Below are 14122 nucleotides of genomic sequence, written 5' to 3' on the forward strand. Positions count from 1 at the left end.
CAGAAAATAACGGTTTAAAAGTTACAGATTCGCACGAATGATCTTTGGTTTACATCCAGCCTCTTCCAGTGCCTTTACAATTTTCTTTTTATGATCTGTACCATATGCTTCCAGTGTAACTTTAAGCTCTACTGCAGCATAACGATTGGTACTTATAAACTGGTTATGATCCAGCTTGATAACATTTCCCTGATTCTCGGCAATGATAGAAGCTACACGAACAAGTTCACCCGGTTTGTCCGGAATCAGCACAGATACCGTGAAAATACGATCTCTCTGAATCAGTCCATGCTGTACCACAGAAGACATTGTGATCACGTCCATATTACCACCACTTAAGATAGAAACCACTTTCTTACCGGTGAAATTCAAATGACGGAGTGCTGCTACTGTCAGAAGGCCTGAATTTTCAACGATCATTTTGTGATTTTCTACCATATCAAGAAAAGCAACGATCAGTTCATCATCGTCGATGGTAATCACATCGTCCAGGTTTTCCTGCAGATATGGAAAGATATGTTCACCAGGAGTCTGTACAGCAGTACCGTCGGCGATTGTATTTACATGTGGCAGAGTAACTACTTCACCTTGTTCAAGAGATGCCTTCATACATGCCGCACCGGACGGCTCTACACCAATGACTTTAATATGCGGATTCAGAAGTTTTGCAAGTGTGGATACACCTGTTGCAAGTCCGCCTCCTCCGATTGGAACAAGAATATAATCTACAAGAGGAAGCTCCTGTACGATTTCCATAGCAATCGTACCCTGGCCGGTTGCTACTGCCGGATCATCAAACGGATGGATAAATGTATACCCTTCTTTCTCAGCAAGTTCCAGTGCATAAGCACATGCCTCATCATATACATCTCCTTTCAGAATTACGTCTGCACCGTAACTCTTGGTACGTTCTACTTTGATCAGAGGTGTTGTTGTCGGCATAACGATCACTGCTTTTGCACCAAATTTATGCGCAGCATAAGCAACACCCTGTGCATGATTTCCAGCAGATGCTGCGATCAGACCTTTTGCACGCTCTTCTTCTGTAAGCGTGCTGATCTTATAGTATGCACCGCGAACCTTATAGGCTCCTGTACGCTGCATGTTTTCTGGCTTCAGATATACTTTGTTTCCCGTGAGATCTGAAAAATAACTGCTTTTGATCAGTTTTGTCTCCTGAGTTACCTGTTTTACGATTTCTGCTGCCTGTTCAAAGCTCTCTAATGTAAGCATACTGTATCCCCCTGTTTATTCTTCTGTGTGTAAGTCTTTTTCGTCAATGTCAAACAGTGCATTAACAAAAGCATCGGCATCAAATTTCTGTAGATCGTCGATTGTTTCACCAACACCGATATATTTTACCGGAATATCCAGTTCCGACTGAATCGCAACAGCGATTCCACCTTTTGCAGTTCCATCCAGTTTTGTAAGAATGATGCCATTTACATTTGCGACTTCTGCAAATTGTTTGGCCTGTGCCAGGGCATTCTGTCCTGTAGTACCATCCAGAACGACCAGTGTTTCCAGATATGCTTCCGGATATTCTCTTTCCAGGATACGGTAGATCTTACGAAGTTCTTCCATAAGATTTTTTTTGTTATGCAATCGTCCAGCTGTATCACAAATCAGCACATCTGCATTTCTTGCCTTGGCCGCTGCAACTGCATCATATACGATGGATGCCGGATCAGCGCCTTCCTGACCACCGATCAGATCCACACCTGCACGATTTGCCCACTGTGCAAGCTGTTCTCCCGCTGCTGCACGAAAAGTATCTGCTGCAGCAAGAATAACCTTCTTACCCTGATCCTTTAATTTTCCAGCAAGTTTTCCGACAGAAGTCGTCTTCCCTACACCATTTACTCCGATTACAAGAATTACAGATTTACGGTTCTCAAATTCATATTCTGTACTGTCTACACGCATCTGTTCCTTAATACTGTTGATCAGAAGCTGTTTGCATTCCATAGGATTTTTGATATGTTTCTCTGCCACCTGTTCTTTCAGATGTTCTATGATTGCAGAAGTCGCATTAATACCTATATCACCCATGATCAGAATTTCTTCCAGTTCTTCATAAAAATCTTCATCAATACTGGAGTAGCCACTGAAAATAGAATCAAAGCCAGCCACGATATTATCGCGTGTTTTGGTCAAACCACTGACCAGACGTTTAAAAAAGCCTTTTTTTTCTTCTGACATACTATGTCCTCCTCGATAGTTACATTGCTGTTCACTCTGTTACCAGCAACTTATTTGCTCAGCTGGTTTTCTACCAGATCAACAGATACAAGAGTTGAAACACCCTTTTCCTGCATGGTGATACCATATAAGCGATCCGCAGCATTCATAGTGCCACGTCTATGCGTTATTATAATAAACTGTGTATTTTTCGTCAACTTCTGTAAATACGATGCAAAACGTCCAACATTTGAATCATCGAGTGCAGCCTCTATCTCATCCAGAAGACAGAATGGAGATGGTTTCAGGTTCTGGATTGCAAAAAGAAGAGCGATCGCAGTCAAAGCTTTTTCTCCACCAGAAAGCTGCATCATATTTTGGAGTTTTTTGCCAGGTGGTTGAGAAATGATTCGTATTCCGGCCTCAAGGATATCTTCATCTTCTGCAAGTTCAAGAGTTCCCTTTCCTCCGCCGAACAGTTCCTTAAATGCCTTATCAAATTCTCTCTGGATATCACGAAATTTCTCGGTAAACTGTTTTCGCATTCCTTCATCCAATTCCAGAATAATTCCTTCCAGCGTTTCCTCAGCCTTAACGATATCATCGTATTGACCGGACAGGAATGTATGACGTTCCAGAAGCTCTTTATAATCTTCAATCGCATTTACATTAACAGAACCAAGTTTACGGATCTCATCCTTTATGCGTGTAACATCCGCTTTGATTGCCTGTCGGTCGGTAAGTTCTTCTTTTCGATACTGAAGTGCATTGTTTGGCGTGATCTCATATTCTTCCCACATATAGGAAATCTGACCTTCCCTCTGCTCCTCAATTTTTTCTGTCTGACTTCTCAGACGGAAGCATTCTTTATCCAGAAGAGAAGTCTTTTCTGAAAGATGATCTCTTTTTTCAAAAAATGTTTTGTGGCTGGCACTTCGTTTTTCTTTTTCTTCCTGCCACTGTGCTCTCTGGCTGCCATACTGTTCTTCTTTTAAAAGGCATTCCTGTGCCGCATTTTTCAGCTCCTGGATACCTTCTTCTTTTTTATGTATCTCTTCACGACTCTGTACAAGATTTTCTGTAATTTCCTGTGATTCCTTCTGAAATGCAGCAATCTCAGAATTCAGACGACTCAGGTTTTCCTGCAGGAATTGATTCTGCTGTTCAAGAGAAGATTCTTCCAGCCGGATTTTTTCCAGTTCATGTGTCTTCTCTGTTTCTTCTGCCTTCCATTCCTCTAGTTCTTTCTGTTTGGTCTCAATAAAGGTTTCCAGTTCCTTTTCGTCCTTCTGCGAATCCTCCAGTTCTCTGGCAATGCTGCTATGATCCTGTCTGATCTCACCTGCCTGATGGCGGAGTTCTTCCTGTTCACGATCAATCTGCCGATAGCTGTTCTGAATTTCGCCTTCTTTTTCTTTGAGCTGTTCAAGATTCATCTTTGCAGTATTCTGTTCAACATACTGTTGACGGAGTTTCTGCTGAAAATCGGCGATCGTATCGCGAAGCACATTTCGCCTGCTACGGTTTTCACCTATTGATTTCTGCGTTTCTTCCAGTTCTTTCCTGAGAATTCCTACACTTCTTTCCAGTTCTTCAATTTCACGGCGTCTTCCGAGAAGATTGCTGTTATTTTTAAACGCACCACCGGTCATGGAACCACCGGGACTTAAAGACTCTCCTTCAATCGTAACCATACGCAGACTGTGACGATATTTTTTTCCGATTGCAATTGCATGATCAATATTATCTACAACAAGGACACGGCCCAGAAGATACATGACCAGTTCACTGTATTCTTTATCCGCATTTACAAGAGTATTGGCAGTACCCACAACTCCCGGTTCACTCAACACATCCCTCTGATTCAGTCCACCTCTTCCGCTGATATTAGACAAAGGAAGAAATGTAGCACGGCCAAAGCGGTTTTTCTTCAGAAAACCAATCATACGTTTAGCTGTCTGTTCATTATCTGTGACGATATTCTGAATACTTCCGCCCAGTGCAGTTTCAATCGCAACCTCATAGTCTTTCTGCACATGAATGATATCAGCCACAACACCTTTAATACCGGGTTCACGGTTTTTCTGTTCCATTACACGACGGATACTGTTTCCATATCCATCATAACGTTCTGTAATGTTTTTAAGAGATTCCAGGCGGGAAGCCTCACGATGGTATGCTGTCTGACCGATTTCCATCTGAGAATTCTGTTTTTTCAATTCATCCTGTAACTTCTGCACCTCTCCGTCCAGACGTACACATTCTTCATTTGTCGAATGGATCACAGCCGTTACTGCATCATATTGTTTCTGTGCATTAAGACGTTCTTTCTCCAGAACCTCTTCTTCGCTTTTCAGGCGAAGAATTCGCTGACTGATCTCTGCTTTACGGATATTCAGCTGCTCCAGCATCGCATCAAAACGTTGTACTTTTCCTTTGGTCGTTGCACGGCTGTTCAAGATCTCAATGATCTCGTTTTTGCCGTCTTCTACAGCCTGTGTACATTCTTCTACGTTTGAAACGATGTTTTCCAGAGCCTCTGTTTCCTTTGAAAGACTGGCCCGAATTTCTTTCAGTCTGCTCTGCAGTTCCAGTTTGTCTTCTGCCAGTTTTTCTTTTTCCTGCGTTCTCCGGTCCAGATCTTCCCCTAAAGCTGTCAGACGGTTCTGATAATGCTCACTGTTCTGTTTTCCCGAAGAGATCTGTTCTTCAAGAACCTGCACCTGGCCTTCATACTGCTGTTTCAGAAGCGCATTCTGCTGCTGCTCTTCTTTCAACGTATCGAGCCTGTGATTTAAATCTTCCAGTTCCTGTTCCAGACGGTCATACTCTATTTTGGTCTGATCATATGCTGCCTGAGCTTCATTTAGTTCTCTCTGCGCCTGTTCAAGTTTTTCTTCCAGTTCTTTCAGAAGTTCACCGGTTCTCTGATGATCAAGAAGAAACAGATTCACATCAAGTTCTTTCAATTCCTCTCTTTTGGCCAGATATATACGCGCTGTTTCAGACTGCTTTTCCAATGGTCCAAGCTGTTTGGTCAGCTCGCTTAAAATATCCGTTACACGGACCAGATTCTGCCGCTCTTCATCCAGCTTTTTCAGAGTGGTAGCTTTTCTTCGTTTAAATTTGACGATTCCTGCCGCCTCATCGAAAAGCTCTCGCCGTTCTTCAGGTTTACCACTTAAGATTTTATCAATCTGCCCCTGTCCAATGATGGAATACCCTTCTTTACCGATACCGGTATCATAAAACATTTCCTGAATGTCTTTCAGACGGCATCCACTGCCATTGATCAGATATTCACTTTCTCCCGAACGATACAGCCGCCTCGTTACAGTAACTTCATTGTAATCTACCGGAAGTTTATGATCACTGTTATCCAGCGTAATAGATACAGAAGCAAAACTTAATGGCTTTCGATTCTCTGTTCCTGAAAAAATAACGTCCTGCATGTTACCGCCTCGAAGCTGTTTGGCGCTCTGTTCACCAAGTACCCAGCGGACAGCATCTCCAACATTACTTTTTCCACTTCCATTTGGTCCGACAATACCGGTAATTCCGTTATGAAATTCAAAATTGATTTTCTGTGCAAAGGATTTGAAGCCATATACTTCAATATTCTTTAAATACATAGTTCACCTGCCAGTTTTTCTTTTCCTCATGTATCACGCATAAAATCAGAATTTCTTTTCCTGAATTGCCTGATATGCTGCTGCCTGTTCGGCAGCTTTCTTTGTATGACCGGTTCCATTTCCGACAACCTGTCCATTCACCTGAACACTTACCGTAAATTGCTTGTCATGATCCGGTCCGCTCTCTCCGGTCAGAATATATTCTACCGGCTGAATTCCTTTTTCCTGGACTATTTCCTGCAGAATTGTCTTGCTGTCATAAAAAAGCTGTTTATGTTCAATATCGTTTAAGATAAATTTCAGGACAAAATCCTTTGCAGGTTCAAAACCGCCATCCAGATAAATGGCTCCAAGAAGAGCTTCTGTTGCATCTGAAACGATAGAATCCCTATTACGTCCACCCGTCATATTCTCGCCTTTGCCAAGGAGAAGATACTGTGGAAGTCCAAACTGCCGCGCGCAGTACGCAAGGCTAGGTTCACAGACCAGGCTTGCACGTTTTTTGGTCAGTTCCCCCTCCGGAACCTGTGTGAATTTTGCATAAAGGAAATCACTGCTGATCAGTTCAAGAACTGCATCGCCAAGGAACTCCAGACGTTCATTACAGCCCAGTTTTCCCAACTTTTTTTCATTTGCATATGAACTGTGTGTCAATGCCTGTTTCAGAAGTTTTTTATTTTGAAATGTATATCCTATGATCTGTTCCAATTGTTCCATTTTATCTGCCTTCTTTTCTGTTATTCCTTATCTGGGGCCGGAAATTGCGCCGGCTGGATTTTTTCCGCAATTTTTTCGTTGATCCTCTGTTGTTTGAACTGTACGCACTGGAAAATTGCATGCTTAATTTCGATAGCTTTGGCACTTCCATGCGTTTTGACAACAAGGCCTTTTAATCCAAGGAGCGGAGCTCCACCATATTCTGTCGCATCAAAACTTTTGAGTGTCTGTTTCAGCGCCGGTTTGACAAGAAGTGCTCCTATCTTACTTTTTAAAGTACTCATCATTCCATCTTTGATTTTGTGAATCAGTTCAGAACTGACTCCCTCATAAAGTTTGAGAATAACATTTCCGACAAAAGCTTCGCATACGATAACATCCGCATAACCTGCCGGAATATCTCGTGCCTCAATGCTTCCGATAAAATTGATCCCTTCTGCTTCTTTGAGAAGAGGAAAAGTTTCCTTAACCAGAGCATTTCCCTTTTCTTCCTCTGCACCGTTATTTACAATCGCAACACGCGGATTTTTGATGCCGACTACATGTTCCATATAAATAGATCCCATTTTTGCAAACTGTACCAGATGAGATGGTCTGGCGTCAACATTTGCGCCACAGTCAATCAGAAGAGAAACTCCTTTAGCTGTGGGAATCAACGGAGCCAGAGGCGGACGTTCCACACCTTTGCTTCTGCCAACAAGAACCTGACCGCCGACAAGGACCGCACCCGTGCTTCCGGAAGAAACAAATGCATCGGCCTTCTGTTCTTTTACCATTTTAAGTCCTACAACGATTGAAGAATCTTTTTTCTTTCGAATTGCAAAAACAGGAGGTTCTGCAGTCTCAATTACTTCTGTTGCATTTACCACCTGGATTCTGTCTGTCGGATAATCCTGATATTTCTTAAGCTCTGAATGAATCACTTCTTCCTGACCGGTAAGAATGACCAGGATATCTTTTCTTTCTTTTACTGCTTCTACAGCTGCTTTTACAGGTTCCACCGGTGCGAGATCACCACCCATGGCATCTACAACAACTTTTACCAATTCTGCCATATTAATCCTCCTGTATATCTATTTTAAATCCATATTGTTATCAAAAAAACTTCAAACTTTATCATACTAAAGAATTATCAGAAAATCAAGAGTGTTCCCACGTCATCTATTTATTATTCTGAGCTTCGATCTGTTCTGCCAGGTCATTCAGATAAACCCAGCGATCCATTTTTTCTTCCAGAAGTGCTTCTGCAGTCTCTTTTTCCTTTGTAAGTTCGTTAAGTTTACCGGAATTTGTAGCATTCGCCATGATATCATTATCCAGCTTTTCAATTTTTTCTTCCAACCCAGCAATATCATCATCAATTGTTTCGTATTCCCGTTGTTCTTTATAACTGAATTTCAGTTTTGAAGAACGATTCTGTTTCCATGTCTTTACAGAAGATTTTTCTTCCTGAGGTTCTTCTATCATGTTCTTTCCGACAGAAGAAGCTTTTATCTCTACGGATTCATCAATATTCATACCTTCCCGACGTTTTTTTGCTTCGAGATAGTCAGTATAGCCACCTTCATATTGAGTCAGATTTCCCTCTCTGTCAAATTCAAAGATACGGTCTGCCAGATTGTCCAGGAAATATCTGTCGTGAGAAACAGCAATGACTATTCCGGCAAAAGAATCCAGGTAATCTTCCAGGATCGTCAGTGTTGGAATATCAATATCATTCGTAATCTCGTCCAGCAAAAGTACATTTGGTGCTGCAGCAAGTACTTTCAGAAGATATAATCTTTTTTTCTCACCACCGGAAAGTTTTTCGATTGGTGAATACTGCATGGCCGGCTCAAATAAAAACTGCTCGAGAAGTTTGGATGCACTGATGAGTCCGTCCTTTGTCGGAATAAATTCTGCTACAGCTTTAATATAGTCGATCACTCTCTGACTGGAATTCATGTCTTCGATTTCCTGTGAAAAATAGCCAATCTTAATGGTATCCCCAATTTCAACACTTCCGCTGTCCGGTTCAAGGATACCTGCTATGATCTTAAGCAGCGTAGATTTGCCGCAGCCATTTGGACCTATGATTCCTAGTCTCTGATTTTTCAGAACAATATAGTCAAAATCACGAATACATACCCGCTCACCAAAACGTTTGGAAATATGATGCAGTTCAATCGTCTTTTTGCCCATTCTGGTCTCTACAGAATCAATCTCTACATTTTTGTCCCGCACAGGCGCTGCGGAATTCTTCATAGCCTCCAGACGGTCCAGACGGGCTCTCTGCTTTGTACTTCTTGCCCGGCATCCTCTTTTTGCCCATTCGACCTCCATACGAAGAATACTCTGTTTTTTACGTTCTGAAGCCATTTCCATTTCTTCTCGCTGCGCTTTCATTTCCAGAAAATCAGAATATTTTGCTTCGTAAGTATAGATCTTACCATGACTGATCTCCAGAATCTTATTTGTTACACGGTCAAGGAAATAACGATCATGTGTTACCATAATAACAACGCCTTTAAAACGATTCAGATAATCTTCCAGCCAGGAAGCCATTTCGTTGTCCAGATGGTTGGTCGGCTCATCCAGGATCAGAACATCAGCCGGATTCACGAGAACGGCTGCAAGTGCCACGCGTTTTTTCTGTCCTCCGGAAAGATGTGCGATTTCCTCTTCATGGTCTTCAATACCAAGTTTATTAAGCACCATATGAGCCTCTGTCTCGGAATTCCAGCTCTGTTCTTTCTGTCCCTGTATCACGTAAGAAAGAATGGTTGCGCCCTCTGGAAATTCAGGATGCTGCGGCAGATATGTGATACGAAGGCCATTCTGCATAACCACCTGTCCTTCATCGGTTTCCTCGAAACCTGCCAGTATTCGAAGAAACGTGGTCTTTCCTGTTCCATTGATACCGATGATTCCAATTTTGTCACCCTGATGGATGCCACAGGAGATATCGTCAAAAATCACTTTTTCGCCATAAGTTTTACTGATATGTTCCAGATTTAATACGTTCATCTATATGCTCCTTACTGTAAAATCTGTTCTTCCGTTTTAGGAAATTTTTTGAAGTAATATATAATAAATAAAACTGCTGTAATTCCCCAGGATACCGGGTAACTCAGCATGATCGTCTTAATTCCTGAATAAACAGGAAATACCCCAAACATCCAGGCAATTCTGATCAGGCATACCCCACCGCAGGTCAACAGCATTGGTACCAATACTCTTCCCGCGCCTCTCAGCGCTCCGGACAATATTCCGATCACTACATACATAAAATATGACGGAAGAAGAAAATGCATCATGTCTGCGCCAATGCGGACAACATTGCTGTCCGTTGTAAACAATCTATATAACGGTTCTGCAAAACCATACAGTGCTGCACTTACCAGAATTGCAGCTCCATAAGACATAAGCAGACATACTTTGACGCTTTTTCGCATTCTCTGTATTTTCCCCGCACCATAATTCTGGCCGACAAATGTTGTGATAGCAATACCAAACGAATTGACAACCATCCAATAAATAGCATCAATTTTCGCAAATGTTCCCCATGCAGCAACGGTATCTGTTCCCAGGCCATTCACAAATATCTGAATGATCAGATTTGCAATAGTATACATAGTTGCTTCCAATGCTGCTGGAATTCCAATGCGAAGTACCGACTGCAGGGATGCCATATAAAAACGAATCTCCCTGATCTTTAACCGGAATAAAGAATTTCCCTTTATTAAAATCCACGTTACCATGCATGCACTGATTCCCTGACAGGAAACAGTCGCAATTGCAACTCCCATTACACCCATTTTAAGGAATACAACAAGCATGATATCAAAAAAAATATTCAAGCCACAGGTCATGATCAGCACATACAACGGTCTTCTGGAATCCCCAACTGCGCGAAGAATAGAAGCTCCCATATTATAAACGATATTAAAGATCATACCGCAGAAATAGATATGCAGATATATAACAGAATCAGCCATCAACTCTGAAGGTGTCTTCATCGCTATAAGAACTTTTTCTGTGATCCAAAAGCCAATCAGTCCCACTATGGCTCCTGTAACGATTGCAAAGGCATATGCTGTATGCAACGTTCTGTTTAGATTTTTATGATCTTTTGCCCCATAAAACTGTGCAATGATCACGGAAGCACCCGAAGTCAGTCCGACAAAAACTTCCACAATCAGTGTAACGATCTGATTCACTGATCCACTTACCGCAGCCAAAGCTTCTTTACCTACAAAACGACCGACAACAATACTGTCGGCCGTATTATACACCTGCTGAAAAAAAGTGCCTATTACAATCGGAAAAAAGAATATTAAAAGCTGTTTCCAGATTACCCCTTCCGTAATCCGATTCTTCTGCTCCATCTTTCCCTCCAAGACATAGAATTTGATTGAAAAAAACAGAATCCCGAAAAAGGATTCTGTTTCATTCGTTGTGATTAGTCTTCAACTTTCACGATTTCTTTCTTATTGTAGCTTCCGCATTCTTTACAAACTCTGTGAGGCATCATCAGGGCGCCGCATTTGCTGCATTTTACCAGATTCGGAGCACTCATTTTCCAGTTTGCACGTCTTTTATCACGTCTAGCTTTAGATGATTTGTTTTTTGGACATATGGACATAGGTTACACCTCCTTAAATTTACTAAATATATCACTGATGGCCGCCATACGGGGATCCTTCGGTTCCTCTGCACATCCACAGGGTCCCTCATTCAGATTCTTCCCACACCGGCTGCATATTCCTTTGCAATCTTCTTTACAAAGAACTTTCAAAGGCCAACTCATCAGTACCTCAAGATAGACCAACCGGTCCACATCCAGGTCCATACCAGTGAGATAGTCATTCTCATCCAGATTCTCAACTCGCTCTTTATCAGTCTGTTTCATATCCAACTTACGATCGATATCGTATGGGATAGTAACAGACACCTGCTCCAGACAACGGTCACAAGGAATGCCGACAGTTAAACTGCCTTTTCCTGTCAGTTCAAGAACTTTATTGCCTGTATTTGCAATCCGTAGTTCTACCGGAGATCTGTCCAATATCGGAAACTCTCCCATCTGAAATGAAATCTTATCTAACTCCACCTCAGAACTGAACTGTATGATTTTTCCTTCACTGTCTGTAATATCTGATAAATGAATCTGCATAGTTCTCTCCTATTCACACTTTATCAATTATACATAGGAGGTACCCGTTTGTCAACGACATTTTTACTTTTATTTCTATATTTTTCCGTTACTTTTTTCTTTTACTACTTCGCTGCGAAGAGGAATGGATGCAGTTGCGCCAGGTCTGGAAACTGCAATTGCGGATGCTTTTGCTGCAAGCTCCAGTCCGTCCTGTACAGGTAGCCCATCAATAATAGAAGAAATAAAATATCCTGTAAACGTATCACCTGCGGCGGTTGTATCAACAGCCTTTACTTTAAAGATTCCCTGGCGGTAGATCCCCGTTTCATCCTGATATACAGAACCATCTCCGCCGAGTGTCAGAACTACTTTTGCTTTTGGATAAAGTGCTTTCACTTTTGTGAGAATTTTATCTGGTTCTTTTTCGCCGGTAATCTGAAAACCTTCAATCTCATTCATCAGGAAGAGACTGATTTTCGACAGATCACAGTTTTCCAATGCATTGTCAAAAGGAGAAGGATTCAAAATGATCATCATATGTTTTTCGTATGCACGGTCAATGATATAATCCAGTTCATTGATCTCATTCTGCAAAAGAATGATGTCTCCCTCTTCAAAAGAATCCAACACAGTATCAACAAACTCCTTTGTCATACTTCTATTGGAGCCTCCAAAAAGAAGGATACAGTTCTGTCCATTTTCATCCACCTGAATAACTGTATGTCCGCATGGTCCCGGGATCTGTCTGATGAACTCTGTATTCACCCCATTTTCCTTACAAACTTCGAGAAGCGGTTCCCCGCCCTCTCCGATCAGACCGGCATGATATACAGGAATCCCGGCCTTTGCCAGTGCAATAGACTGGTTCAGGCCTTTACCACCACAAAAGATCTGCCTGCTTTTTGATGCCTGTGTTTCTCCGGGAATCAAAATAGATTCCACCTGGTACACATAGTCCAGATTGAGAGAACCAAAATTTAATACTTTCATGTTTCAAACCTCTAAAAAATATTTTTCATCAATTATATGGCAGTTAGATGATTCTTGCAATTATTATTTATTTTTTACCCCCAAAAAGAGTCGGATCATCTACAAGATCAAGCGGATAGTCTCCAAGATGTTTTACTTTAAATCCATTTGCCTTATATTCTTCATAATTAAATGCATTTAATTCATCACAGGCAAGTTTATGGAATTCATAAAAGTTTGGCCAGTATTCATATCCATCTCCAAGATTATGGCTCAGATAAGCATCTGCTATATCACAGCCCATTTTCGGAGCTACATAAAACGCACCCATAGCCAAAACGTTGACGCCATTTCCGGTAATTGCACGAAGAGCAGCCGGCACGCTTTCTACAACGCCTGCAGAAACACCCGGGCATTTGCTTGCCGCAATATGGATACCCATTCCGGTTCCGCAAAAGATCAGAGCACGTTCAAATTCACCTTCCGAGATCATAGAACCCACGCGAAGGCCGATTCTGTGAAACATCAGATCTGTATCTGTGTCCTCCGGTGATCTGACACCAACATCAGTTACTGTCCATCCATATTCTTTCAGATGAGCCACTACTGCTTCTTTTAACGGGTATCCCGCAAAATCAGCACCTACAAGAATCTGTTTGTCTTTAATCGTCTTCATGTCAATACCTCCTTGTATTTTTAACTTTTGAATCACATTTCCTGTGATTCTGATTATTTTGCAATATAATCCAGGATGTTCTTAAATAACACATCATAATATTTCCAGTTGCAGAATTCCGGTGGTGCCCAGTGCGGTGAACAGTCACTGGAGAAAACAGCAGATTTTCCCTCTCCGTAACTGCCAAACGCAATAAACGGATCTCCGCAGACTGTGGCGGCAAGTTCTGCTTCCGGTTTTATGGTGCTCTTATTATAACCAAGTACAGGCGGCCACTCTCCTTCGATTCCCGCAAATGCCGGATGATCCGGGAGTGTCACTTCTGCATGGACACCCTCACAGTGTTCCATACGGTCATCGTATGGAAGAATTTCTACCGGAAGGACATCCTGTACCGGTGTTGCCCACCATTTTCCCTGAGCTCCAACACCATTAAAGGTAAGATAGCCTCCAATCATCAGAAGGCCTCCGCCACCAAGTACATAATCTTTGAGTAGCTGGCAGCGATTGGGAAGAATTTTGCTTGCTCCAAATGTAGCTGATGGAATCAGCAGCGTGTCTGCTCCCACATCTGACAGAATGATACAGGAATATTCATTCAGCTCTTCCAGAGTAAATGGAAAATGATCATTTGCAATATGATTCGGCATATATACAAATTCATAGCCGGCTTTTTCGATCGCTTTGTCGATCCAGCCAAGTCCTGTTTCATATTTAGATGATAAAAAACTGTTGAATCCTTTTACTTCCATCAGAGTAGCACTCCAGGATTCACCAACAAAAAGTACTTTTTTCATACAGGCTCCTTTT

The 14122-nt window shown here is 41.9% G+C and carries 12 protein-coding genes; all 12 read right to left on the bottom strand.

The genetic code is table 11. The features are described from left to right. Positions 1-21: 21 nt before the first annotated feature. On the bottom strand, positions 22-1233 hold the full coding sequence (gene ilvA, locus NQ503_RS10155; protein ID WP_005424339.1) for a threonine ammonia-lyase: 1212 nt from the start codon (positions 1231-1233) through the stop codon (positions 22-24). Positions 1234-1248: 15 nt separating this feature from the next. Then, on the bottom strand, positions 1249-2202 hold the full coding sequence (ftsY, locus tag NQ503_RS10160) for a signal recognition particle-docking protein FtsY (protein WP_022389428.1): 954 nt from the start codon (positions 2200-2202) through the stop codon (positions 1249-1251). 50 nt (positions 2203-2252) lie between these two features. Further along, complete coding sequence (gene smc, locus NQ503_RS10165; protein ID WP_005424336.1) at positions 2253-5813, bottom strand: chromosome segregation protein SMC; 3561 nt, start codon at positions 5811-5813, stop codon at positions 2253-2255. 45 nt (positions 5814-5858) lie between these two features. Beyond that, the gene (rnc, locus tag NQ503_RS10170; RefSeq protein ID WP_005424335.1) at positions 5859-6530 is read right to left on the bottom strand and encodes a ribonuclease III; all 672 of its coding nucleotides are present in this window, start codon (positions 6528-6530) and stop codon (positions 5859-5861) included. A 20-nt stretch (positions 6531-6550) separates the two neighbouring features. Further along, positions 6551-7585: a phosphate acyltransferase PlsX gene (gene plsX, locus NQ503_RS10175; RefSeq protein ID WP_005424334.1), complete on the bottom strand. Its 1035-nt coding sequence runs from the start codon at positions 7583-7585 to the stop codon at positions 6551-6553. Between the two features lie 106 nt (positions 7586-7691). Beyond that, positions 7692-9536, bottom strand: a complete 1845-nt coding sequence (locus tag NQ503_RS10180; RefSeq protein ID WP_117638569.1) for an ABC-F family ATP-binding cassette domain-containing protein — start codon at positions 9534-9536, stop codon at positions 7692-7694. Positions 9537-9547: 11 nt separating this feature from the next. Then, positions 9548-10897: an MATE family efflux transporter gene (locus NQ503_RS10185; RefSeq protein WP_055065413.1), complete on the bottom strand. Its 1350-nt coding sequence runs from the start codon at positions 10895-10897 to the stop codon at positions 9548-9550. A gap of 74 nt (positions 10898-10971) precedes the next feature. After that, entirely contained in the window at positions 10972-11154 is a 183-nt protein-coding gene (gene rpmF, locus NQ503_RS10190; RefSeq protein ID WP_005425421.1) for a 50S ribosomal protein L32, read from the bottom strand. Positions 11155-11157: 3 nt separating this feature from the next. Then, positions 11158-11685, bottom strand: coding sequence for a YceD family protein (locus NQ503_RS10195; RefSeq protein WP_005425420.1), 528 nt, complete (start codon positions 11683-11685; stop codon positions 11158-11160). A 75-nt stretch (positions 11686-11760) separates the two neighbouring features. Continuing rightward, the gene (locus NQ503_RS10200; RefSeq protein ID WP_005425419.1) at positions 11761-12657 is read right to left on the bottom strand and encodes a ribokinase; all 897 of its coding nucleotides are present in this window, start codon (positions 12655-12657) and stop codon (positions 11761-11763) included. Positions 12658-12724: 67 nt separating this feature from the next. Further along, positions 12725-13312: an RpiB/LacA/LacB family sugar-phosphate isomerase gene (locus tag NQ503_RS10205; protein ID WP_005425418.1), complete on the bottom strand. Its 588-nt coding sequence runs from the start codon at positions 13310-13312 to the stop codon at positions 12725-12727. Positions 13313-13365: 53 nt separating this feature from the next. Next, a complete protein-coding gene (locus NQ503_RS10210; protein ID WP_005425417.1) occupies positions 13366-14109 on the bottom strand; it encodes a glutamine amidotransferase in 744 nt (247 codons plus the stop codon). Positions 14110-14122 lie beyond the last annotated feature (13 nt).

Origin of the sequence: Blautia obeum ATCC 29174 (genome assembly GCF_025147765.1) — a bacterium.
GTDB lineage: Bacteria > Bacillota > Clostridia > Lachnospirales > Lachnospiraceae > Blautia_A > Blautia_A obeum.

What these genes read in the sequence shown, in the direction of transcription:
- ilvA (WP_005424339.1), bottom strand. Translation starts at nt 1,233, where the DNA reads ATGCTTACATTAGAGAGCTTTGAACAGGCAGCAGAAATCGTAAAACAG.
- ftsY (WP_022389428.1), bottom strand. Translation starts at nt 2,202, where the DNA reads ATGTCAGAAGAAAAAAAAGGCTTTTTTAAACGTCTGGTCAGTGGTTTG.
- smc (WP_005424336.1), bottom strand. Translation starts at nt 5,813, where the DNA reads ATGTATTTAAAGAATATTGAAGTATATGGCTTCAAATCCTTTGCACAG.
- rnc (WP_005424335.1), bottom strand. Translation starts at nt 6,530, where the DNA reads ATGGAACAATTGGAACAGATCATAGGATATACATTTCAAAATAAAAAA.
- plsX (WP_005424334.1), bottom strand. Translation starts at nt 7,585, where the DNA reads ATGGCAGAATTGGTAAAAGTTGTTGTAGATGCCATGGGTGGTGATCTC.
- NQ503_RS10180 (WP_117638569.1), bottom strand. Translation starts at nt 9,536, where the DNA reads ATGAACGTATTAAATCTGGAACATATCAGTAAAACTTATGGCGAAAAA.
- NQ503_RS10185 (WP_055065413.1), bottom strand. Translation starts at nt 10,897, where the DNA reads ATGGAGCAGAAGAATCGGATTACGGAAGGGGTAATCTGGAAACAGCTT.
- rpmF (WP_005425421.1), bottom strand. Translation starts at nt 11,154, where the DNA reads ATGTCCATATGTCCAAAAAACAAATCATCTAAAGCTAGACGTGATAAA.
- NQ503_RS10195 (WP_005425420.1), bottom strand. Translation starts at nt 11,685, where the DNA reads ATGCAGATTCATTTATCAGATATTACAGACAGTGAAGGAAAAATCATA.
- NQ503_RS10200 (WP_005425419.1), bottom strand. Translation starts at nt 12,657, where the DNA reads ATGAAAGTATTAAATTTTGGTTCTCTCAATCTGGACTATGTGTACCAG.
- NQ503_RS10205 (WP_005425418.1), bottom strand. Translation starts at nt 13,312, where the DNA reads ATGAAGACGATTAAAGACAAACAGATTCTTGTAGGTGCTGATTTTGCG.
- NQ503_RS10210 (WP_005425417.1), bottom strand. Translation starts at nt 14,109, where the DNA reads ATGAAAAAAGTACTTTTTGTTGGTGAATCCTGGAGTGCTACTCTGATG.